The sequence below is a fragment of the Pseudonocardia sp. P-1 genome, from assembly GCF_058111925.1.
Genome location: NZ_CM176614.1, coordinates 976457 through 997687 on the forward strand (window position 1 = coordinate 976457; position 21231 = coordinate 997687).

The following is a 21231-nucleotide window of genomic DNA, read 5'->3' on the forward strand; positions in this document are numbered from 1 at the left end:
GATCGACGACGAGCACCAGGGCGACGAGCTACGACCGCACGAGGGCGCCAGGACCGACGGAGCGTGACGAGATGCTGCCCCCTCGGCCGATGAGTGTCCACGCCGCAGAGACGGCCACCAGGGCGCCTACGGCGTCGCTACGCGATGGCGCAGGCGCCACCCTGGTCCCCGCCTCTACGACGAGCAGGCGGCCAGGACGAGGGAGCTGCCGGGAGAATGGGCACCAAGATCGTTCCGTGGGCCGTGGCTGGGCCGTCGGGCATCCGAGAGCGTCGAGAACTCGACAGAGGCCGCGAGACGGTTTTCCCTGGTCAACGCGGATACCCCGCTCCCCCGGTGCATGTCGGGGAGAGCGGGGCGGACGAGCCGGTCTGTAAGCCGGATCCTGTTCCCGGGCACCTCACGGTGCTCCGTTCGGCGACCATCCATCTCGGCCTGCCGTCGCCGGCAGGCTCCAGCGGTCCACCCGCAGGCTCGGGCGGGCAGCCCTCGAACGCCTGCGCAGCCGTACACGTACGGCCTCTCGACCTTGCTCCGGGTGGGGTTTACCGAGCCACCCCGGTCACCCGGGGTGCTGGTGGTCTCTTACACCACCGTTTCACCCTTACCCCGCGGCTCCGGGGAGCCGCGTGGCGGTCTGTTCTCTGTGGCACTGTCCCGCGGGTCGCCCCGGGTTGCCGTTGACAACCACCCTGCCCTGTGGAGTCCGGACTTTCCTCGGCGGGACCCGGAGGTCCCGCCGCGGCCGCCCGACCGACTCGTCCGCGTGCACGAGGATACTCACGCCGCGACGGCGGCCCGCACGACCTCCGCCAGTTCGTCGCGGCCGGGGCCGTCGGCGAGCGGCGTCCGCCATCCGCCCTGGTAGACGGCTCGGGCGAGCGGCTCCACCGGGTCGAGGGACTCCGGGCCCGCGAGCATCGCGAGGTAGGGCCCGAGCGCCGGCGCGATCCGCGGGTCGGCCGCGGCGGCGGCGAGGATCAGGTCGCTCGGGATGCGCCGGGTGAAGTCGACGTCGCCGCCGGACCACACGCGTCGCCAGTGGTCGTCGGAGCGGGTGTGGTCGTGCACCCACGGGAGCATCGCGGCGTCGCACCACGCCCCGAACGAGCCGGTGTCGCCGGTGTCGACGCGGTCGAGCAGCGCCCGGACCTGCATCGCGGTGGTGGCGAGGCCGCGGCCGAACATCGGGGTGGTGGTGCAGACGGCGTCGCCGAGCAGCACCAGCCCGCCGACGTCGGGCTGGGCGCGGTAGTGGTTGTACAGCCGTCCGCCGGGCAACACCGGGGTGATCGGTGCGGACCGGTCGGGGTCGGTCCAGTCGCACAGCCCGGGCACGGCGCGGCAGGCCGCGGTGAACGCGGCCTCGTGACGGAGGTCGTGCAGCGCGTCGGCCGGGCGGACGAGGAGCACCGAGAAGATCCCGCGCTCGTGCCGGAACACGATCACCTGGTAGCCGTCGAGCCGGGCCTCCCAGGCGAGCGGGTTGCTCATCGGGCCGGGCTCGGCGCCGTCGTGCAGCCGGTACTGGCGACTGACGTAGGCGATGCCGGTGTCGCCGCCCGCGACCGGTGCGGGGCCGAGGTCCCGGGTCACCCGGCCGTTGCGGCCCGAGGCGTCGACGACCAGCTCGGTGGGGAGGTGCTCGCCGTCGACGACGAGCCCGCGGGCCCGGCCGTCCTCGACGCCCACCCGGTCGACGTGGCCGCGGCGCAGGGTCAGGCCCGGCTCCCGGGCCGCGACCGAGCGCAGTGCCCGCTCGAAGGTCTCCCGCCGGACCCGCATCCCGGCGGGCAGGCGGGTGCCGTCGTCGAGGACGAAGGTGAGCGGCTCGGCGCCGGCGGCCAGGCAGGCGTCCCACGCCTCGGGCAGTTCCGCGCGCAGCGCCTCCCCCATCTGCTGGCGGACGCCGTGCGGGTGGTGGAACTGCATGACCCCGCGCCGCGCCCAGCGGTCGCCGGTGTCCGGTCCGGGGTCGGGGTCGACCGCGACGACCGCGTGTCCGCGGCGCGCCAGCGCGGCCCCGAGGAGCAGCCCCGCAGGGCCGGCGCCGATGATGCCCACCTGCACGACGACCTCCCGGCTACATTGACTGCACTCAGAGTGCACCGAATTGAGGGTGATGTCCAGTGACGCGGGCCTACCGCTCCACGACGCGCGACGAGCGGGCGCGCGCGACCCGGCGGACCGTCGTCGCGACGGCGGCGGAGCTGTTCGTCCGCGACGGATGGACCGCCACCACCCTCGACGCCGTCGCCGCGGCCGCCGGGGTCAGCCGCCGGACCGTCGTCAACGCCGCCGGGGGCAAGCCGGCGCTGCTGTCGCTGGCGTGGGACCACACCCTCGTCGGCGACGACGAGCCGGTCCCGATGGCCGAGCGGCCCGCCGTCGCGCGGATCCTGGCCCGCACCGACCCGGCCGGCGCGGTCGCCGCCTGGGTGGACATGGTCGTCGAGGTCCAGGGCCGCGCCGCGCCGCTGGCCGCGGTGGTCGACGCGGCCGCGGACGTCGACGCCGACGTCGCCGCCCTGCGTGACCGTGCCGAGACCGAGCGTCTCGCCGGGGCCCGGGCGTTCGCCGCCCACCTGGCGACGCTGGACCCGGACCTCGACCCCGGCCCGGTCGCGGACCTGGCCTGGACACTGAACGACGGCACGTCCTACCGGCGCCTGGTCGTGCTGCGTGGCTGGCCGGTCGAGCGCTACCGGGAGTGGCTGGTCACGGTCGCGCAGTGCTCCCTGCTCACGTCCCGCAGAACGTCGTGAACGGCGGCGCGTCCGGCCCCGCTGGCTGGGCGTAGCGCTCGTAACCCTCGCGCTCGGTGAACGGGTCCGCGAGGACCTGCAGCAGCCACTGCACCGGCTCCAGGTCCCCCTCGACGGCGGCGCCCAGCGCCTCCTCGACCAGGTGGTTGCGCGGCACGTAGACCGGGTTGACCCGGTCCATCGCGTCGGCGTCCGGACCGGCGGCCCGCCAGGACTCCAGCCACGGGTCCAGGGCGGCCGGGTCGGAGAGCAGGGCGCGGACCGGCCCGGCGTCGCCCCGGGCGGCCTCGGACAGCCGTCGGAAGAACAGGGTGTGGTCGGGCTTCTGGTCCTCGATCACCGCGAACAGGTCGGCGAGCAGCTCCGGGGTCCCGACGCCGATCTTGGCGAGGTAGCCGCGGTCCCGGGCGGCGAGGTAGGCGTCGGCGAAGCCCGCCAGCTCCTCGGTCGCGAGGCGCACCGCCTCCTCCTGGGAGTCGGCGAACAGCCCCAGCAGCGACTCGCCGAGCCGCGCGAGGTTCCACTGGGCGATGCCGGGCTGGTTGCCGTAGGCGTAGCGGCCACCGGAGTCGATCGAGGAGTACCAGGTCGCCGGGTCGTGGGCGTCGAGGAAGGCGCACGGGCCGTAGTCGATCGTCTCGCCGGAGATCGTCATGTTGTCGGTGTTCATGACGCCGTGCACGAACCCGATCTGCATCCAGCGCGCGACGAGCCCGGCCTGGACGGCGATCACCGCGCGGTAGAACTCCAGCGGGGACGACGCCTGCGGGTGGTGCCGCGCGATCGCGTACTCCGCGAGCCGGCGCAGCACGTCGACCTCGCCCGTGGCGGCCGCGAACTGGAAGGTCCCCACCCGCAGGTGGCTGGCCGCGGTGCGGGCGAGCACGGCGCCCGGCTCCGGGCCGCGGTCGCGCAGCACGGGCTCGCCGGTGGCGACGACGGCCAGCGACCGTGTGGAGGGTACCCCCAGCGCATGCATCGCCTCGGAGATCACGTACTCGCGCAGCATCGGCCCGAGCGGGGCCCTCCCGTCGCCGCCGCGGGCGAACGGGGTGCGTCCGGACCCCTTGAGATGCAGGTCGCGGCGGGCGCCGTCGGGGGTGACCAGCTCGCCGACCAGCAGCGCACGGCCGTCGCCGAGCCGTGGCGAGTAGTTGCCGAACTGGTGCCCGGCATACGCCTGCGCGACGGTCGTCGCCGAGTCGGGCACGGTCGTGCCGGTGAGCAGCGCGACACCCTCGGGCGTGCGCAGCTGCGCCGGGTCGAGGCCCAGCTCACCGGCCAGGGACTCGTTGAGCAGCACCAGCCGCGCGTCCGGCGCCGGGGCGGCCTGCCAGGGCAGGTAGAGCCCGTCCAGGTCGCGGACGAAGGTGTTCTCGAACGCGATCTCGGTGGCAGCGGTCATGGGTTCCAGGCTACGGACCCGCACGGTCGGCTGCCGGGGAGGACCGCGGCGTTGCACCGGGATACCGTCCGGTGGTGATCGACCTCTCCCAGCCGTGGGCGCTGGTGTTCCTGCTGGTGGCCGGGCTGCTCGCGGGTGCGGTGAACGCCGTCGCGGGCGGCGGGTCGCTGCTGGTGTTCCCGGCGCTGCTCGGGGTGGGGTTCCCGCCGCTGGCGGCGAACGTCACCAACTCGGTCGCCCAGTGGCCCGGCTACGCCGGGCTGGTGCTCGGGGCCCGCCGCGAGCTGCCCGGACAGGGCAGGCGGATCGCGGTCACCGCGGTCGCCGCGGCTCTGGGCAGCGGAGTGGGCTGCACCCTGCTGCTGGTGCTGCCCAGCAGCGTGTTCGACGCCGTCGTGCCCGTCCTGGTGATCCTGGCCAGCCTCACGATGGCGGTCGGGCCGTGGCTCAAACGCCGGATCGGCGACCCGGCCGCCCGGGGGCGGGACCGCACCCCGGCGCTGCTGGTCGCGGTGTTCCTCGCCGCGGTCTACGGCGGCTACTTCGGCGGCGCCCTGGGCGTGGTGCTGATCTCGACACTGTCGCTGTTCGCCCACGACGAGCTGCGCAGGCTCAACGCGCTCAAGGGCGTGCTGTCGCTGGTCGTCGCGACGGTGACGGTCGTCGTGTTCGCCCTCGGCGCCCCGGTCGACTGGCTCGCCGTCGCGCTGCTCGCCCCGACCACGCTGGTCGGCGGCTACGTCGGCGCCCTGGTCGCGCGGCGGATGCCGGAGGCCCTGCTGCGCTGGGCGGTGGTCCTGCTGGGCCTGGCCGTCGGCGTCGCGCTGCTGTTCACGTGAGCCTCCTGCTGGCGGTCGCCCTGCTGGCCGCGGTCCTGGCCGCCGCGACGCTGCGCCCGTTCGGGCTGCCCGAGGCCGTGGTCGCGGTACCGGCGGCACTGGTCGCCGTCGTCGCCGGGCTGGTGACCCCGGCCGGGGGGTGGACCGAGATCGGCGAGCTCGCCCCGACCGTCGGGTTCCTCGCCGCGATCCTGCTGCTCGGGCACCTCGCCGACGCCGAGGGCGTGTTCCGCTGGCTGGGCGCGCGGCTGGCGACGGCGTCGGCCGGGTCCCCGCGACGGCTGCTGGTCGCCGTCTTCGCCGCGGCGGCCGGGACGACCGCGGTGCTGAGCCTGGACGCCACGGTGGTCCTGCTGACCCCGGTGGTGCTGGCGACGGCGGCCCGGCTGGGGGTGGCGTCGCGGCCGCACTCGTTCGCCTGCGCCCACCTGTCGAACTCGGCGTCCGGGCTGCTGCCGGTGTCGAACCTGACGAACCTGCTGGCGTTCTCGGCGTCGGGGGTGGGGTTCCTGACCTTCGCGGGGCTGATGGTCGGGCCGTGGCTGGCGGTGATCGTCGTCGAGTACCTGGTGCTGCGGTGGGTGTTCCGGCGCGACCTCGCCGCGGAGCCGGAGCCGGAGCCGGAGCCGGCCGGTCCCGCGGCGCCCGCGCCGGCGGCGCCGGTCGTCGCGCTGGTGGTGCTCGGGCTGACCCTGGCCGGGTTCGCGGTGGCCTCGCCGCTGGGCGTCGAACCGGGCTGGGTCGCCGCGGCCGGGGCCGCGGTGCTGGCGGTGCGGGCGCTGGTGCGGCGCGAGACCGGGCCGCTGCGCCTGGTCGCCGCGGCCTCTCCCGGGTTCTGCCTGTTCGTGCTGGCCCTGGGCGTGGTCGTCGCCGGGCTCGGTGCCCAGGGGCTGTCGGGCTGGATCGGTGCGCTGCTGCCCGCCACCCCGGACCTGACCGGGCTGCTGGTCACCGCGGCCGTCGCGGCGGTGCTGGCGAACCTGGTGAACAACCTGCCCGCGACGCTGGTGCTGCTCACCGCGCTCGGCCCGGCCGCGCACCCCGGGCTGGTGCTGGCGATGCTGCTGGGCGTCAACATCGGGCCGAACCTGACCTACGCCGGGTCGCTCGCGACGCTGCTGTGGCGGCGCATCGCCACCGGCTACGGCGACCCGCCGCGGCTCGGCACCTTCCTGCGGCTGGGGGCGCTCACCGTCCCGCTGGGCCTGCTCGCCGCGACGACCGCGCTCTGGGCCGCGCTCGCGGTGCTTCCCCGGTAGAGGCACGGCCCGGACAGCACGACGGCCCCGCCCGGAAGGGGCGGGGCCGGTCGCGGACGGTGGGCAGGGATCAGAACTCGTGGGCCATGTCGTGGCCGAGGTCGGTGTCCGGGTCCATCTCGCGGGCCGGGACACCCATCGGGCGTGAGCTGCCGCGCCGCTGCTGGGGCAGCCGCGCGATCACCTTCATCTCGTGTGCCAGGTCGTAGCCGTAGTCGTGCTCGTGGATCTGCGACATCGCTGTCCTCACCGTCTCCCTGTTCCCCGCCGACACCGAGACTGCCGTTCACGCTCCGTAGGTTGACCACCCCGTACGGTGCACGCGAAGCATCGCTCAGGTGAGGAACGGGGACAACTGTCCGGAGTCGACACCGCCCGAACGGGTCAGGACGGTATCGATCCAGCAGGCGGTGACGGGCCGGTGGCTACCGGAGGTCGTCCAGGTAGGACGTCTCGTTGACCAGACGCACCGAGGCGCCCCCGTCGGGGTAGAAGTCGGCGATGTTGAGGCAGGCCAGGTCCAGGTGCATGCGGTAGAGCACCTCGTCGCCGGCGCCGAGCGCGGTGCGCAGCAGCATCTTGATCGGGGTGACGTGGCTGACCAGGACCACCGTCCGACCGGCGAACTCCTCGACGATCCGGGCACGCTCGGCCTCGACCCGCTCCCCCACCGCGCGGAAGCTCTCGCCGCCCGGCGGTTCGACGTCGGCGGATCCGAGCCAGCGGCCGTGCAGCTCGGGGTCGCGCTCGCGGGCCTCGGTGAAGGTGAGGCCCTCCCAGCCGCCGAAGTCGGTCTCGATCAGGCCGTCGCGGACCTCGAGGTCCGCCCCGGTCGTCTCGGCGACGGCGGCCGCGGTCTGGCGGGCCCGGCGCAGCGGCGAGGACAGCACCACGGCCGGTTCGACTCCCTGGCCCGACAGCCGGGTCTCCAGCGCGCGGGCCGCGGCGGCGGCCTGCCTCTGGCCCAGCTCGGTCAGCTCGGGGTCGCCGTGGCCGGAGTAGCGGCGCTCGACCGACAGCTCGGTCTGGCCGTGGCGCAGCAGGATCAGCCGCGTCGGGGAGCCCGTCTGCCCGGTCCACGCGGCCGCGGCGGCCGCGGAGTCCGTCGACCCGGTCGCGCCCGCGGTCGGCTTCGGCGCCGGTCCCACCGCCCCGGACGGGTCCAGGGTGGGGTTCGACTCCCCGTCCATCGCCCGGTTGGCGAGCGCGTCGGCGCGGGCGTTGTCCTTGCGCGGGATCCACACGAAGGTGACCGCGTCGAACTCCGCGGCCAGCTCGCGGGCGGTGTCGGCGAGCTCCTGCAGCGGCGGGTGCTTGATCTTCCAGCGCCCGCTCATCTGCTCGACGACGAGCTTGGAGTCCATCCGGGCCTCGACCTCGGTGGCCCCCAGGTCGCGGGCGGCCCGCAGCCCGGCGATCAGGCCGCGGTACTCGGCGACGTTGTTGGTGGTGGACCCGAGGCCGTCGTAGACCTCACCCAGCACCTGGCGGGCGCCGGCGTCGAGCACCACCGCGCCGTAGCCGGCGGGCCCGGGGTTGCCGCGGGAGCCGCCGTCCGCCTCGACGACCAGCTTCACCTGCCACGCACCAGGATCGCGCCGCACTCCTCGCAGTGGACGACCTCGTCGGCGGCCGCCGTGCGGACCTGCCCGAGGAAGGTCCGGTCGAGCTCGAGCCGGCACGCGCCGCAACGGGACTCGCGCAGCTGTCCGGCCGCGACCCGGCCGCCGGCGCGGATGCGCTCGTAGTCGGCGAGCAGGTCCGCGGGCAGCGCGGCGACGACCTCGGTGCGGGCGCGGTCGCGCCCGGCGCGGGTGGCGTCGATGTCGCCCTCGGCGGACTCGCGCTTCGCGGTCACCTCGCCGACCGCGGTCTCGGCCTCGGACAGCTCGCCCCGGGCGTGGTCGAGCTCGATGCCGACGGCCTCGCGCTCCTCCATGATCCCCAGCTGCTCGTCCTCCAGGACGCCCTGGCGGCGGGCGAGGGTGTCGAGCTCGTGCTGCAGCTCGGTGGCCTGCTTCGCGGAGATGCCCGAGCCGGCGAGCAGGGTGTGGTCGCGCTCGGTGCGGGCCCGGACACCGTCGATGTCGCGTTCGAGCCGGGCGATGTCGCGGTCGAGGTCACCGGCGCGGGTCTCGGCGCGGACCAGGGCGTCGCGCGCGGCACGGACCCGCTGCTCGGCCTCGTCCAGCTGCGCGAGCTCGGGCAGCGTCGAGCGCCGGTGGGTGAGCCGGCCGATCTCGGCGTCCACCTCGGCCAGCGTCACCAGCTTCGCCTGCGCGGTGGGATCGGCCTTCATGCACTCGCCTCCGGTTGTCCTGGTGTCGTGTCGGATCCGCTGCTCGGGGCGGCGGTGGTCCAGGGGTCGGTACGGGCCCGTGAGACCGCGACCGAGACGCTACCTGCGAGGGCCTCGGCCACGACCCCGGCCGCCTGCCCGCACCACGGCCACTCCGAGGCCCAGTGGGCGACGTCGACCAGCGCGGGGGTCGGGCCGCCGGGGCCGGTCCCGGCGAGCGCGTGCTCGGACGCGGGATGGTGGCGCAGGTCGGCGGTGACGAACGCGTCGACGCCGGCCCGGGCCGCCGAGTCCAGGGCCGAGTCCCCGGCGCCGCCGCAGACCGCGACCCGGCGGATCGGGCGGTCCGGGTCCCCGGCACCGCGCACCCCCCATGCGGTCGCGGGCAGCGCCGCGGCGACCCGGCGGGTGAACGCCGCGAACGGCTCGGCGGCGGTGAGCTCGCCGACCCGGCCCAGCCCCAGCGACGACGGCAGCGGCGCCATCTCCAGCAGGTCGAAGGCCGGTTCCTCGTAGGGGTGCGCGGCCCGCAGCGCAGCGACGACGTCGCGGCGCCGCGACCGGGGCAGCACCATCTCCAGCCGGGTCTCCGCGACGCGCTCCAGGCGCCCGACCGACCCGACGACCGGGGCGGCGCCGTCGAGGGGAAGGAACTGGCCGGTCCCGGCGGTGGCGAACGAACAGTGCGAGTAGTTGCCGATCGCGCCCGCACCGGCGTCGGACAGGGCGGTGTGCACGGCGGCGATCGACGGGCCGACCGGGACGAAGGTGACGATCTTGTCCAGGGCCGGGCCGGGCTCCGGTTCCAGCGGGCCGGACACGGTCAGCCCGAGGGCGGCGGCGAGCGCGTCGGAGACGCCCGGGTCGGCGACGTCGGCGTTGGTGTGCGCGGTGAACAGCGCGACCCCGGCCCGGATCAGCCGGTGCAGCAGGGCACCCTTGGGGGTGTCGGCGCCGACGCCGTGCACCCCGCGGAGCAGCAGCGGATGGTGGGTGACCAGCAGCTGGGCGCCGGAGGAGATCGCCTCGTCCACGGTCTCCGGGGTGGGGTCGACGGCGAACAGCACCCGGGAGACGGTGTCGTCGGGGTCGCCGCAGACCAGGCCGACCGCGTCCCAGTCCATGGCCAGTCGGGGCGGGTAGGCGGCGTCGAGGGCGGCGACGACGTCGCGCACCGTGCTCACGCCGACACCGCCAGCCGGCGCAGTGCGGCGTCGAGGGACTCGACGAGGCGGCGGACCGTCTCCGGCGGGCGGACCGCGACGCGCAGGTGGTCGGGCCCGAGACCGGGGAAGGTGTCGCCGCGGCGCACCGCGATCCCGGCCTCGCGCAGCATGCGCCGCACCGCCTCGCCGGTGCCGTCGGGCAGGTGCAGCAGCAGGTACGGGGCGGGCCCCGCCGACACGCCGACGCCGTCGAGACCCGACAGCGCCGCGGCCATCGAGACGCGGTGTGCGGCGAGCTCGCGGGCCTTCCGGTCCGCGGCGGAGACCGCGTCGGGCTCGCAGCAGGCGATGACCGCCTCCAGGGCGGGGGTGGAGACCGGCCACAGCGGGCGGGTCGCGGCGAGCCGGGCCAGCAGCTCGGGGGCGCCGAGCGCGTAGCCGGCGCGCAGCCCGGCCAGCGCCCAGGTCTTGGTCAGCGAGCGGAACACCAGCAGGCCGGGCACGCCGGCGTCGCCGGCGAGTGTCTCCGGCTCGCCGGGGACGGCGTCGGCGAACGCCTCGTCGACGAGCACGGTCCGTCCCGGGCGGGCGAGCGCGCGCAGCGCGGCGGCCGGGTGCAGCACCCCGGTGGGGTTCGTCGGGTTCCCGACGACGACGAGGTCGGCCTCCTCGGGCACCGCGGCCGGGTCGAGCGCGTGCCCGGTCGCGCCGTCGGTCAGCACCCGCACCACGTCCACCCCGCCGCCGCGCAGCGCGGCCTCCGGCTCGGTGAACCCGGGGTGCACGACGGCAGCGAGCCGGGGGCGCAGCGACGGGAGCAGCGCGAATCCCTCCGCGCTGCCCGCGAGCACCAGCACCTCGTCCGCGTGGCGGCCGTGCCGCGCCGCGACGGTGGCGCGGGCGCGGGCGTCGTGGTCGGCGCGCGGGTAGCGGCCGAGTCCGTCCAGGGTCGCGACGAGCCGGTCCCGCAGCCAGGGCGGGGGGCCGTCGCCGATCACGTTGACGGCGAAGTCGACGAGCCCGTCGGTGGCCTCGGCGTCGCCGTGGTGCCGCAGGTCGTGCCCGCCCGTGTGATCCGTCCCGGCCGCATGGTGATCGAACGGCATCGGGCCACCCTACGGCGCGCGCCGGTGCGCGGTGGACAATGGCCCGGCCACCCACCCGAGGCGTCAGGGTCGACGTCGGTACCCCCGCTCCCCGGAGGAACGTCGCAGTGAACGTCGTCTTCGTCTGTACCGGCAACATCTGCCGGTCCCCGATCGCCGAGAAGATCCTGGCCGCCGAGGTCGAGGCCGCCGGGCTGGCCGACCGGGTGCGCGTGACCAGCGCCGGGACCGGTCACTGGCACATCGGGCAGCCCATGGACTCCCGCGCCGCCCAGGTGCTGGCCGAGCACGGCTACGACACCGCCCACAGCGCCCGCCAGGTCGACTCGGAGATCCTCTCCGCGGACCTGCTGGTGGCGCTGGACATGGGGCACCTGCGGACCCTCGAGCAGTCGGTGCCCGATCCCAAGCGGGTCCGGCTGCTGCGCTCGTTCGACCCGGCGGCCCCCGCGGGTGCCGAGGTGCCCGACCCCTACTACGGCGGCCCGGACGGGTTCGCCGAGGTCCACGCCATGATCGTCGCGGCGGTGCCGGGCCTGGTCGAGTTCGTCACCCGGAACGCATGACCGACCGCGTCGCCCGGCTGACCGGCCGCGCCGTCCGGGACGGACCGGCCGGGCACCCGCCGCGCGCGACCCTGGACGACGGCACCGTCGTCGTGGTCAAGGACTCCTCGGGCGACCCGGGCGCGGCCACGGCCGAGGCCGCCGGGCTGCGCTGGATCGCGGTGCCGGGCGGGCCGCCGGTCCCGCGGGTGCTGGGCGCCGACGACGCGCTCCTGGTCACCGGGCTCGTCCCCCCGGGCCGGGCGACGCCGGCCGCCGCGGAACGGTTCGGCCGGGAGCTGGCGACGCTGCACGCCGCCGGTGCCGACGCGTTCGGTGCCCCGCCGCCCGGCGGGCCGGCGCGGGCGTGGATCGGGCACACGCGGATGGAGAACCGTCCGTACGACGGCCCGTGGGCCGACTGGTTCGCCGCCGACCGGGTGCTGCCCTACCTGCGGGCCGCCCGGGACCGCGGCGCCCTCGACCCGGCCGGTGCCGCCGCCGTCGACGACGTGTGCGGACGGATCGGCGCCCTGGCCGGTCCGGACGAGCCGCCGGCCCGGCTGCACGGGGACCTGTGGTCGGGCAACGTGCTGTGGGGTCCGCGCGACGACGGGGGCGGGGACGGCGCCGCGTGGCTGATCGACCCGGCCGCGCACGGCGGGCACCGCGAGTCCGACCTCGCGATGCTGGACCTGTTCGGGCTGCCGCACCTCGACGTCGTCCTCGCCGCCTACGACGAGCACTCCCCGCTCGCCGACGGGTGGCGCGAGCGGGTCGACCTGCACCAGCTGTTCCCGTTGCTGGTGCACGCCGTGCTGTTCGGGGGCGGGTACGGCGCGCAGGCCGCCGCGGCCGCGCGCCGTCTCCGCTGATCCCCCGGTCTCAGTACGCCCCGTGCTCCCCGCGCAGCGGGAACCCGGCGGCGCCGCCGTCGGCGAGCTTCACGCCCAGCACCTGGTGGAGCTGGATGTTGTTCAGCTCGAAGCCCAGCCGGCACGCGGCCATGTAGAGCCGCCACACCCGGGCCCGGCCGACCCCGACCTCGGCGACGGCGTCGGTCCAGTTGCGCTCCAGGTTCGCGCCCCAGTCCCGCAGCGTCATGGCGTAGTGCTCGCGCAGGTTCTCCTCGTGCCGGATCTCGAACCCGGCCTCGTTCATCGCGTCCACCAGCGCCGCGACCGGCTCCAGCTCCCCGTCGGGGAACACGTAGCGGTGGATGAACGGGTCGGTGTGACGGTGGTCGGGCCGGTGCGGCTGGGTGATGCAGTGGTTCAGCATCCGTCCACCGGGCCGGAGCTTGGCGTACATCGACGCGAAGTAGGAGTCCAGGTTGGCCTTGCCGATGTGCTCGGTGAGGCCGATGGAGGACACCGCGTCGTAGACGCCGTCGGGGACGTCGCGGTAGTCGAGGTGGCGGACCTCGGCCAGGTCGGACAGCCCCTCGCGGGCGATCGCCTCCTGCGCCCAGGCGGCCTGCTCCTTCGACAGGGTCACCCCGAGCGCGCGGACGCCGTGCTCGCGGGCGGCGTGGCGGACCATGCCGCCCCAGCCGCAGCCGACGTCGAGCAGCCGCATCCCGGGCCGGAGGTCCAGCTTGGTCGCCACCAGCTCGTACTTGGTGGCCTGTGCGGTCTCCAGCGACGCGTCGGCGTCGGGGTAGGCCGCGCAGGTGTAGGTCATCGACGGCCCGAGCACGAACTCGTAGAACCGGTTGGACACGTCGTAGTGGTGCGAGATGGCCTGCGAGTCACGCCGCTTGGAGTGCAGCAGCCCCTTGGGGCGGGCCTCCAGGTCCGGCGGCGGCATCCGGTGCTCGCGCCAGTAGGGCAGCAGCCGCCGCGCCAGCCACAGCTGCTCCCGGCGCGGGATCGAGTGCAGCGTCACCTCCGACATCGCGCGCAGCGCGGTGTAGAGGTCCCCCTCCACGTCGAGCTCCTCGGTCACGTACGCCCGGGCCAGCCCGAGCGAGCCCGGGGCGCTCACCAGCCGGGCCAGCGCCCGGGGCGAGTTCACCCGCAGCGTGACCGGGGCGTCGTCGGGTCCCGACCGCGACCCGTCGAACCCCTCCACCCGCAGCTCACGCGTGGAACCCAGGACGTGGGACAGGATCCCCGCCACCGGCTCGGTCGTCGTGGCCCGCCCTTCCAGTACTCCTGTCATCGCCGATCCCTCCCCTGTCGATCCCCGCGGTGCGCTCGTCAGCGGCCGGTGACCTTGGCGAACAGGTCGGGAGACCGACCGTCCGGGTCGTACCGCTGCTTCACCGCCCGGTAGGCCGCACCGTTGTAGTGCGACCAGAACTCGTCCTCGCCGTAGTGCACGGTCGAGTACAGCGACTTGTGCCCGCCCAGGTCGGCGACACACTCCTCGATCAGCCGGTTGTGTGCCCACCGGTCCCCCGGCTTCTCCGCCACCGAGGACCAGAAGCCGACGTTGACGTAGAGCCGGCCCGGCTCCATCGGGTACAGCGGCCAGCTCCGCTCCCCGCGCAGCTGCAGCGGGCACAGCCACACCGGCTCGATCCGGATCTCCCGGTGGAAGAACTCGAGGAACTCCGGGAGCCGCTCGACCGGGATCTCCACGTCCTGCACGACCATCTCCTCGGCGGTCCCGCCGAGCGCCTCCCGGACCCGGTTCGACGCGCCGTGACGCTGGTCGAGGGCGACGAGACGGCGGTAGACGTCCGAGCGGCGGAGCCGGCGTGGCCAGAACCGGCGCACCACCGGGTGCTGCACGCCGAACGCACGCGAGCACCAGAACCAGTCGGTGTCCCAGCGCCAGAGGTAGTCGTGCACGGTGAGGTGGTCGACCGGGCGGCGCTGCAGCGACCGGTAGAACACCTCCTGACCGGTGTAGTCGGAGATCCGGGCGCCCGGCATCGGAGTGTCGACGAACTCCCCGGTGGTCAGGTACTGCTCGTCGGGTCCGAACACGACACCGTCGAGGAAGTCCACCTCGCCCGCCGCCACGAACCGCTCGATCGCCGCCGACGCGGCGGAGGCGCTCGCGTACCGGTGGTGGGTGAGCTTCACGAAGGGCTTCACGGGCGCCAGCTCGACGACCAGGCGGACCGCGTAGCCGAGCGTGCCGTAGGAGTTGGGGAACGCCGCGAACAGGTCGGCGTGCTCCCCGTCGGGGGTGACGTGCAGCAGCTCCCCGGCCGGGGTGAGCACGTCCATCTCGAGCACCGACTCGTGCGGCAGCCCGTCGCGGAACGACGTCGACTCGACCCCGAGCCCGGTGACCGCTCCACCGAGGGTGATGGTCTTGAGCTGCGGGACGACCAGCGGCATCAGCCCGTGCACGAGGGTGGCGTCCACGATGGTCTCGTAGGTCGCCATCCCCTGTACCTCGGCGGTCCGCCGGTCCGGGTCCACACCGAGGACACCGTCCAGGGCGGAGGTGTCGAGGCGTCGCGCGGCGGCGCCGGTGTCGCGGTCGCCGAACCGGAACAGGTTCGACGACGGCTTCCCCAGCTGGACGGCGCCGGCTCCGGCGCGCGCCCGGCGCAGGTTCTCCACCGCGGCGTCGTGCGCGGTTCGGGTGGCGGTCCCGGCGAGCATGGCGGTGACGATAGACCCATATCGTTTGCGACGCTCATGATTAACGGAGGGTCCTCCGTCACAGGACGCAACGATCTTCCCGGCGGGCGGTACCGGCACCGTCGTGATGTCATCGCGCCCGTGGCACACACCAACGAGAACCCCGCGCAGAACGTCACCTTCCCCTCCGGCGGCGACACCGCGCACGGCTACCTGGCCCTGCCCGAGTCCGGGGCCGGACCCGGTCTGATCGTCATCCAGGAGTGGTGGGGCCTGACCGACCACATCGTCGACGTCACGAACCGGTTCGCCGCCGAGGGCTTCGTCGCACTCGCCCCCGACCTCTACGGCGGGCGCACCACCCACGACTCCGACGAGGCCGGGAAGCTCATGGGCGAGCTGCCCGTGAACGGCGCGGCGACCGACCTGGCCGGGGCCGTGGAGTTCCTGCTCGGGCGCGACGACGTCACCTCCTCGGCCGTCGGCGCGGTCGGCTTCTGCATGGGCGGCGGCTTCGTGCTGGTCCTCGCCGCGCAGCAGGGCGACAAGGTCGCGGCCGCCGTGCCCTTCTACGGCGTGCTCAAGGAGGACTACCCGTCGTTCGCGAACCTGACCGCGGCGGTCCAGGGCCACTTCGGGTCGGAGGACACCATGGCCCCGCCGGACGCGGTGGAGTCCCTCGCCGACCGCATCCAGGCCGAGTCCGGCACCCGCCCGGAGTTCCTGCAGTACCCGGCCGGGCACGCGTTCTTCAACGACGAGAACCACATGGGCACCTACGACGCCGAGCAGGCGGAGATCGCGTGGACCCGCGCGACGCAGTTCCTGCGCGAGCACGTCAAGTAGCGGCTCAGCGGGAGCGCAGCAGCTCCCGGGCCACGGCGGGCAGCGTGGCGGGTCCGGTGCGCAGCCGGACCCGCTGCGCGGCCGCGGTGAGACCGACGTACTCGTCGGAGGTCAGCACGATGTCCGCCGCGGCCACGTTGGACTCCAGCTGCGCCACGCTCGACGCACCGGGGATCGCCACCGTGTTCGGGTGGTACACCACCCACGCCAGCGCGACCTGCGACGGCGTCGCGTCGTGCGCGGAGGCGACGTCGCGCAGGGCGTCGGTGAGCGGAGCGAGTGCGGCCAGGTTCTCCGGCAGCCACTCCGGCTTGCTGCGGCGCACCGCGTTGGTGGGCCGGTGGCCGGCGTCGTACCGGCCGGTGAGCAGGCCCTGGGCGAGCGGGCTGTAGGCCATCACGATGCGGCCGTGCGCGGCGGCGTGCGGGACGAGGGCCGCGACGGGCCTGCGGCGCAGGAGGCTGAACTCGACCTGGTTGGACAGCACGGGTCCGCCGAGCGCCTCCTCCGCGGCCAGCCAGCGGTCCAGCGTGTACGACGAGACGCCGGCGTCGCGGACCAGCCCGGTCCGCTGCAGCTCGACCATCCCGCGCATCGCCGACGCGTCGCCGACCAGCGGGTGCGGCTTGTGCACCTGGTAGAGGTCGATCTCGGTCACCCCGAGCCGGGCGGCGGAGGCGGCCGCGCGGTGCCGCAGCACCGGGCCCAGGGGCAGGACCGGGAAGAACTTCGTCGCGAGCACGACGTCGTCGCGCCACCCGGGGCCACCGCAGGCACGCAGCGCGTCGCCGAGGATCCGTTCGCTGCGCAGCGGGCCGTAGAGCTCCGCGGTGTCGAAGACGGTGACGCCCAGCTCACGGGCGCGGGCGACGATCCGCCCGGCCTCCAGCGCGTCGCCGTAGCCCCACTCGCTCGTGCCGAACTGCCAGGTGCCCAGGCCCATCACCGACCAGCGTCGTGGGCCGGGACCGGGAGCGTCGAGGTAGCGCACCTGCGCCAGTGTCCCCGACCGTCCCGGTCCCCGCCCCGCGTCCGTCCCCTCAGCGGACCGGGGCCCCCGGGCCCAGCGGGATCCCCAGTGCCCACCAGGCGAAGAACAGCAGCGTCCAGACCGCCGTCATGGCGACGGCCAGGGGCAGCGTGTACGACGCGAGCGTCCCGATGCCCGCGTCCTTGCGGTAGCGCTGCAGGAACCCCAGCGCCATCACGAAGTACGGACTCATCGGGGTGATCGCCGTCGAGCCGGAGTCGGCGATCCGGAACAGCGCCTGGGTGGTCTCCGGCGGCACCTCGACCAGCATCAGCATCGGCACGATCACCGGCGCCGCGATCGACCACATCGCCGTCCCGCTGGTGACCATCACGTTCACCACGGTGAGCACGGCCAGCACCATCAGGAACACGACCGGGATCGGGACGCCGGTGGTGCGCAGCGCGTCCGCGGCGACGACGGCGAGCACGTCCCCGACGTGGGTCCAGTCGAAGTAGGCCAGGAACTGGGCGATCGCGAAGAACAGCGCCAGCACCGGGGCCATCTGCCGGATCCCGTCGGCCATCAGCTTCGGGACGTCGGCGGCGGTGGTGATCGTCCCGACCGCGCGGCCGAAGACGGTGCCGAGCAGGCCGAACAGCAGCGCGATGACCGCGCCGATGCCCTCGACCAGCGGGGACTCGACGATCGAGCCGTTCTCCCCGCGCAGCGGGGACCACTCCGGCGCCACGACCGCGACGAGCAGCACCGCACCACCCAGCAGCACCCAGCCGGCGCGGCGCAGGCCGGTCCGCTCGGCCGCGGACAGGCTCAGCCCGGCGACGTCGTCGTCGGGGGCGTCGGGGTCGGGGTCCAGGTCGGGCCGCTTGGCCAGGACGACCCGGGTGACCAGCGTGATCACCAGCGCGAGGACGACCGAGGAGGCGATGTTGAAGAACCAGTTGCCGACCGGGGTCACCACGACCGCCGGGTCCACGATCCGGGCCGCGGCGGTGGTGATGCCGGCGAAGATCGCGTCGTTCGGGGTGGGGACCGGGCTGGCGTCGTAGCCGGAGGCGATCGCGGTGTAGGCGACGACGATCCCGAGGATCGGCGAGCGCCCGACCGCCCGGAACGCGAGCCCGCCGAGCGGCACCAGGATCACGTACGCCGCGGCCGACGCGACGTGCGCGACGGTCCCGGCGAACGCGACCGCGAACACCACCAGCGACGCGGGCACCCGGGCGACGCCGGCCCGCATGGCCGCGGCGAGCAGCCCGCTGCGCTCGGCGACCGCGACACCCATGATCACCGTGACGATGGTGGCCATCGGCGGGAACTGCGCGAAGTTGTCGATCATCGACGAGACGGCCATCGCGAGGCCGTCGCCGGAGAGCAGGTTCCGCACCGCGACGGGCTCGCCGTCGGGTGCGACGACGGCGACGCCCGCCGCCGCCAGCCCGGCGCTGACCACGGCGAGGATCGCCGACAGCACCCAGAACAGCCAGAACGGGTGCGGCAGCGCGTTCCCGACCCGTTCGACGACGGCCATCGCCCGCACGAGGCGGGGCAGCTCCCGGTCCCGGGTGGCGGCGGGGGTGCTCATCGCGGTCCCCCGAGGCCGAAGAAGTCCCCGACCAGCGCGGTGGCGCGGACCGTCTGCGTGGTGACGCCGCCACCGGAGTAGGCGGTCGCGCCCGGCCAGGTGTGGCCGCCGCCGTCGACGGCGACGTGCTGCACCCGGGCGCCGTCGCGGCAGCCGCGCCAGGTCGAGATGGTCACGTCGGGCTCGATCCGGCGGGTCTGCGGGCGGGCCCGGCAGCCGTCACGGGCGACCCATTCGGCGACCTTCGCCGGGATCGCGGGCAGGCCGCGGCCGGCGTCGCCGGTGTAGGGGATGGTGGCGTCGCCGGTGCCGTGCACGAACAACGCCGGGACCGGACGGCCGGGCCGGCACGGCGGTTCGCCGTCGCGGTAGTAGGCGCCCGCGACCGGGGCGATCGCGGCGATCCGGTCGGACATCCGGCAGGCCAGGATCTCGGTGAAGCCGCCGCCGTTGGACTTTCCGGTGGCGAAGACCCGGCCGGGGTCGACGCAGAGGCCCGCCTCGAGGTCGTCGAGCAGGTCACCGGTGAAGGCGACGTCGTCGACGCCCGGCGAGGAGTACGGGGCGCCCTGCCAGGAGCGCTTCCCCTCACCGCCGGGGACCCCGTCGGGGTAGGCGACGACGGCGGGCAGCCCGGACAGGCCGGAGAAGTCCTCGGTGGTGGCGCCGTCGTTGCCGCGGCCGTGGAAGACCAGGACCACCGGGGTGGGCCGGTCGGGGCGGTAGCCCTCGGGCAGGTGGACGCGCACGGTGCGGGCCAGGCCGCCGCTGTCCACGGTGCGGACGGCGGTGGTGCCCGGTGCCTGCGGCGGGGTGAGGCCGCAGCCGGGGCTCCGTGCTCCGGGCGGGCCGCCCGCCGGTCCGGCCGCCACGCCGGGGCCGGCAGGTCCGGCGGGAGCACCGGGACCGGCGGGTCCGGCCGGCGACCCGGATGCGGTCGGGACCACGGCGGCGTCGGACGGTGCAGGGGCGACGGCGGCGCCGGTGGTCAGGGCGGCCGCGGCCAGGCAGGCCGCCGCCACGGCACGCAGGCGGCGTCCCCCGGCACGTCGCGTCGCGCCCCCGGTCGGGTGTCCCGGAACGGACGGTGTCGCTGCGGACGGTCTCGGTGCGGACGATCTCGGTGCGGACATGGGGTTCCCTTCGGACGGCGTCGTCGACGGCCGGTGCTGTGGCCCCGCCCGGGTCGCGGGCAGGGTCGTGCGACGGGGGCACCGGGTGGCGCCACCGCGGGAGTGCTGTGGGTGCGTGCGGGTCGGAGGGGCGTCAGGCCGTGAGCCAGGCCGTGACGAAGTCGGTGATCCGGTCGACGATCGCGGCGACGATCGCCTCCCCGTGCTCCGGATCGGCCCGGCGGGGGTCGCCGAGGACCCCGTTGCCGGACAGGCGGTCGTAGGGCGCGGTGAGCGTCGGACCACCGCGCCGCCGGGCCAGTGCGCCGAAGGCGTCGAGCTCGGCGAACCGGGTGGTCCCGGCCGTGAGCCGGTCGGTGTGCACCAGGTGCGGCGCGACGGCGAGCATCTGCGCCGTCTCGGCCTGCCCGCTGTGCCCGCTGACCTCGGGCGGCCCGGCCGCGGCGACGACGTCGGCGGCCAGCGTGGTGAGCGGGCTCCAGGCGAACTGCAGGTCCGGACGGGCCGCGAGGAGGTCCTGCGCGACCGTCGCGAGGGTGGCGTCGTTCCCGCCGTGGCCCGTGACCACGCAGATCCGGCGCCAGCCGTGGCGGTACAGGCCGTCGACGTACTCGCGTACGAGCGTGGCGAACGTCGTGGTGGTCAGGCTGACCGTGCCGGCGAAGGCCAGGTGGTGCGGCGACACCCCGACCGGCAACGACGGTCCGACGACCGCGGTGCCGCCCAGTGCCTCGGCGACGCGGTCGCAGACCGCCTCGGCACGGATCAGGTCCGTCGCGAGCGGCAGCCCCGGCCCGTGCTGTTCGAAGGCCCCGGCGGGCAGCAGCACCACCGGGCTGTCGACGACGGCGGCCGCGGCCTCGACCGTCGTCATTTCCCCCAGGCGCCGCGTGCTCACGCGCCCGCCGCCGCGGCGATCGAGGCGAGGTGCTCGCGGCAGAGCCGCTCCGCCAGGTCCGGGTCGCCCCCACGGACGGCTTCGAGCAGCGCGACGTGCTCGGCGTGGTCGCGCTCGCGGTCGTCGTAGCGGTGCCGGATCTCGACCTGGTCGCGCGCCCGGATGTGCAGCAGCGCCTCCACCGTCTCCCGGAGCAGCGCGTTGCCGCTGGTCGCGGCCAGTGCGACGTGGAAGTGCACCGCCGGGCGGAGATCGCCGACCGGCGGGTGCAGGGCGTTGGTGACGCTCTCCGAGAGCAGCGCGAGCCCGGCGGGGTCGCGCTCCCGGGCCGCGGCAGCCGCGATCGGCGGCTCCAGGACGAGCCGGGCGCGGATCAGCTCGTGCACGCCGTCGGGGGTCCGGGACGGCCGGTGCGGGTTGGCGAGCAGCCGCCGCCCGACCCCGGCGCCGACGTAGGTGCCCGAGCCGTGCCGGAACTCGACGGCCCCGGTGGCCTCCAGGCGTCGCAGCGCCTCGCGGACGGTCGGGGTGGTGACCTCGAACCGTCGCGCCAGGTCGCGGGAGGACGCGAGCTGGTCCCCCGGGCCGAGGTTCCCGGTCCGGATGATGTCCATGATGTCGTCGGCCAGGCGCTCCGACAGCGTCTCCCCTGCGGTCATAAAGTGACTAAATCACTTAGAGACATGACCGGTCAACCCTCCCCCACCGCCGGTTCCCGACGGTGGTGATCACGAATCCGCGCGCTGATCCGCGGGGCGCGCGCATCCGGACGCACGCGGAACGCGGATCACCGCGCGCACCGTGCATCACCGCGCGGACAGCGGATCACCACGCGGACTACGGATCACC

Annotated in this window: 20 protein-coding genes and 1 other RNA gene; 6 read left to right on the forward strand and 15 right to left on the reverse strand. The window is 75.1% G+C overall.

Annotated elements, in window-relative coordinates; genetic code table 11:
• Positions 1-358: 358 nt before the first annotated feature.
• Together rnpB and AC0GKK_RS04620 are read right to left on the reverse strand one after the other, a co-directional pair.
• An RNA gene (rnpB, locus tag AC0GKK_RS04615) (RNase P RNA component class A) lies at positions 359-761 on the reverse strand.
• Between the two features lie 19 nt (positions 762-780).
• On the reverse strand, positions 781-2070 hold the full coding sequence (locus tag AC0GKK_RS04620) for an NAD(P)/FAD-dependent oxidoreductase (protein WP_489883236.1): 1290 nt from the start codon (positions 2068-2070) through the stop codon (positions 781-783).
• Positions 2071-2129: 59 nt separating this feature from the next.
• On the opposite strand from AC0GKK_RS04620, the gene AC0GKK_RS04625 reads away from it, so the two are divergent.
• Positions 2130-2765, forward strand: coding sequence for a TetR/AcrR family transcriptional regulator (locus tag AC0GKK_RS04625; protein ID WP_062402463.1), 636 nt, complete (start codon positions 2130-2132; stop codon positions 2763-2765).
• Here the strand turns inward: AC0GKK_RS04625 and AC0GKK_RS04630 are convergent.
• Positions 2743-4170 carry a protein adenylyltransferase SelO gene (locus AC0GKK_RS04630; protein ID WP_489883237.1) on the reverse strand — a complete coding sequence of 476 codons (1428 nt, stop codon included), beginning with the start codon at positions 4168-4170 and terminating at the stop codon, positions 2743-2745. The genes AC0GKK_RS04625 and AC0GKK_RS04630 overlap by 23 nt on opposite strands.
• Before the next feature lie 74 nt (positions 4171-4244).
• Here AC0GKK_RS04630 and AC0GKK_RS04635 point away from each other — a divergent pair, with 74 nt between their 5' ends.
• Positions 4245-5009 carry a sulfite exporter TauE/SafE family protein gene (locus AC0GKK_RS04635; RefSeq protein ID WP_178375153.1) on the forward strand — a complete coding sequence of 255 codons (765 nt, stop codon included), beginning with the start codon at positions 4245-4247 and terminating at the stop codon, positions 5007-5009.
• Positions 5006-6268 (forward strand): SLC13 family permease, encoded by a 1263-nt coding sequence (locus AC0GKK_RS04640; protein ID WP_489883238.1) that lies wholly within the window; start codon positions 5006-5008, stop codon positions 6266-6268. The genes AC0GKK_RS04635 and AC0GKK_RS04640 overlap by 4 nt, the downstream gene beginning before the upstream one ends.
• Before the next feature lie 70 nt (positions 6269-6338).
• Here AC0GKK_RS04640 and AC0GKK_RS04645 read toward each other — a convergent pair whose 3' ends face one another.
• The 5 genes from AC0GKK_RS04645 to cobC form a co-directional block, all read right to left on the reverse strand.
• Positions 6339-6506, reverse strand: coding sequence for a hypothetical protein (locus AC0GKK_RS04645; RefSeq protein ID WP_020622575.1), 168 nt, complete (start codon positions 6504-6506; stop codon positions 6339-6341).
• 187 nt (positions 6507-6693) lie between these two features.
• Positions 6694-7839, reverse strand: coding sequence for a bifunctional RNase H/acid phosphatase (locus AC0GKK_RS04650; protein WP_202968340.1), 1146 nt, complete (start codon positions 7837-7839; stop codon positions 6694-6696).
• A gap of 2 nt (positions 7840-7841) precedes the next feature.
• On the reverse strand, positions 7842-8567 hold the full coding sequence (locus tag AC0GKK_RS04655) for a zinc ribbon domain-containing protein (protein ID WP_178375155.1): 726 nt from the start codon (positions 8565-8567) through the stop codon (positions 7842-7844).
• Positions 8564-9691 carry a Nif3-like dinuclear metal center hexameric protein gene (locus AC0GKK_RS04660; protein ID WP_489883984.1) on the reverse strand — a complete coding sequence of 376 codons (1128 nt, stop codon included), beginning with the start codon at positions 9689-9691 and terminating at the stop codon, positions 8564-8566. Before AC0GKK_RS04660 ends, AC0GKK_RS04655 begins: the two co-directional genes overlap by 4 nt.
• A 56-nt stretch (positions 9692-9747) precedes the next feature.
• On the reverse strand, positions 9748-10839 hold the full coding sequence (gene cobC / locus AC0GKK_RS04665) for an Rv2231c family histidinol phosphate aminotransferase CobC (protein WP_489883239.1): 1092 nt from the start codon (positions 10837-10839) through the stop codon (positions 9748-9750).
• A gap of 107 nt (positions 10840-10946) precedes the next feature.
• On the opposite strand from cobC, the gene AC0GKK_RS04670 reads away from it, so the two are divergent.
• Positions 10947-11405 carry a low molecular weight protein-tyrosine-phosphatase gene (locus AC0GKK_RS04670; RefSeq protein ID WP_062402446.1) on the forward strand — a complete coding sequence of 153 codons (459 nt, stop codon included), beginning with the start codon at positions 10947-10949 and terminating at the stop codon, positions 11403-11405.
• On the forward strand, positions 11402-12259 hold the full coding sequence (locus AC0GKK_RS04675) for a fructosamine kinase family protein (RefSeq protein ID WP_357546521.1): 858 nt from the start codon (positions 11402-11404) through the stop codon (positions 12257-12259). The genes AC0GKK_RS04670 and AC0GKK_RS04675 overlap by 4 nt, the downstream gene beginning before the upstream one ends.
• Before the next feature lie 10 nt (positions 12260-12269).
• Here the strand turns inward: AC0GKK_RS04675 and AC0GKK_RS04680 are convergent, their stop codons facing one another.
• Both AC0GKK_RS04680 and AC0GKK_RS04685 read right to left on the reverse strand, forming a co-directional pair.
• Positions 12270-13547: a class I SAM-dependent methyltransferase gene (locus tag AC0GKK_RS04680; RefSeq protein WP_178375160.1), complete on the reverse strand. Its 1278-nt coding sequence runs from the start codon at positions 13545-13547 to the stop codon at positions 12270-12272.
• A 38-nt stretch (positions 13548-13585) separates the two neighbouring features.
• Complete coding sequence (locus AC0GKK_RS04685) at positions 13586-14950, reverse strand: FAD-binding oxidoreductase (protein ID WP_178375161.1); 1365 nt, start codon at positions 14948-14950, stop codon at positions 13586-13588.
• Between the two features lie 120 nt (positions 14951-15070).
• Here AC0GKK_RS04685 and AC0GKK_RS04690 point away from each other — a divergent pair, with 120 nt between their 5' ends.
• Positions 15071-15775: a dienelactone hydrolase family protein gene (locus AC0GKK_RS04690; protein ID WP_062402440.1), complete on the forward strand. Its 705-nt coding sequence runs from the start codon at positions 15071-15073 to the stop codon at positions 15773-15775.
• A 4-nt stretch (positions 15776-15779) separates the two neighbouring features.
• Here AC0GKK_RS04690 and AC0GKK_RS04695 read toward each other — a convergent pair whose 3' ends face one another.
• From AC0GKK_RS04695 to AC0GKK_RS04715, 5 genes are all read right to left on the reverse strand, one after another.
• A complete protein-coding gene (locus AC0GKK_RS04695) occupies positions 15780-16766 on the reverse strand; it encodes an aldo/keto reductase (protein ID WP_482637231.1) in 987 nt (328 codons plus the stop codon).
• 49 nt (positions 16767-16815) lie between these two features.
• Positions 16816-18351 carry an AbgT family transporter gene (locus tag AC0GKK_RS04700; protein WP_308819885.1) on the reverse strand — a complete coding sequence of 512 codons (1536 nt, stop codon included), beginning with the start codon at positions 18349-18351 and terminating at the stop codon, positions 16816-16818.
• The gene (locus AC0GKK_RS04705) at positions 18348-19373 is read right to left on the reverse strand and encodes a CE1 family esterase (RefSeq protein WP_489883240.1); all 1026 of its coding nucleotides are present in this window, start codon (positions 19371-19373) and stop codon (positions 18348-18350) included. The genes AC0GKK_RS04700 and AC0GKK_RS04705 overlap by 4 nt, the downstream gene beginning before the upstream one ends.
• Before the next feature lie 244 nt (positions 19374-19617).
• The gene (locus AC0GKK_RS04710) at positions 19618-20382 is read right to left on the reverse strand and encodes a creatininase family protein (RefSeq protein WP_489883241.1); all 765 of its coding nucleotides are present in this window, start codon (positions 20380-20382) and stop codon (positions 19618-19620) included.
• Positions 20379-21041 (reverse strand): FadR/GntR family transcriptional regulator, encoded by a 663-nt coding sequence (locus AC0GKK_RS04715; protein ID WP_489883242.1) that lies wholly within the window; start codon positions 21039-21041, stop codon positions 20379-20381. The genes AC0GKK_RS04710 and AC0GKK_RS04715 overlap by 4 nt, the downstream gene beginning before the upstream one ends.
• Between the last annotated feature and the right edge of the window lie 190 nt (positions 21042-21231).

Excerpts from the sequence above, each read along its gene's own strand:
- AC0GKK_RS04630 (WP_489883237.1), bottom strand. The coding sequence starts at position 4,170 with ATGACCGCTGCCACCGAGATCGCGTTCGAGAACACCTTCGTCCGCGAC.
- AC0GKK_RS04645 (WP_020622575.1), bottom strand. The coding sequence starts at position 6,506 with ATGTCGCAGATCCACGAGCACGACTACGGCTACGACCTGGCACACGAG.
- AC0GKK_RS04655 (WP_178375155.1), bottom strand. The coding sequence starts at position 8,567 with ATGAAGGCCGATCCCACCGCGCAGGCGAAGCTGGTGACGCTGGCCGAG.
- AC0GKK_RS04660 (WP_489883984.1), bottom strand. The coding sequence starts at position 9,691 with ATGGACTGGGACGCGGTCGGCCTGGTCTGCGGCGACCCCGACGACACC.
- cobC (WP_489883239.1), bottom strand. The coding sequence starts at position 10,839 with ATGCCGTTCGATCACCATGCGGCCGGGACGGATCACACGGGCGGGCAC.
- AC0GKK_RS04675 (WP_357546521.1), top strand. The coding sequence starts at position 11,402 with ATGACCGACCGCGTCGCCCGGCTGACCGGCCGCGCCGTCCGGGACGGA.
- AC0GKK_RS04680 (WP_178375160.1), bottom strand. The coding sequence starts at position 13,547 with ATGACAGGAGTACTGGAAGGGCGGGCCACGACGACCGAGCCGGTGGCG.
- AC0GKK_RS04685 (WP_178375161.1), bottom strand. The coding sequence starts at position 14,950 with ATGCTCGCCGGGACCGCCACCCGAACCGCGCACGACGCCGCGGTGGAG.
- AC0GKK_RS04700 (WP_308819885.1), bottom strand. The coding sequence starts at position 18,351 with ATGAGCACCCCCGCCGCCACCCGGGACCGGGAGCTGCCCCGCCTCGTG.
- AC0GKK_RS04715 (WP_489883242.1), bottom strand. The coding sequence starts at position 21,041 with ATGACCGCAGGGGAGACGCTGTCGGAGCGCCTGGCCGACGACATCATG.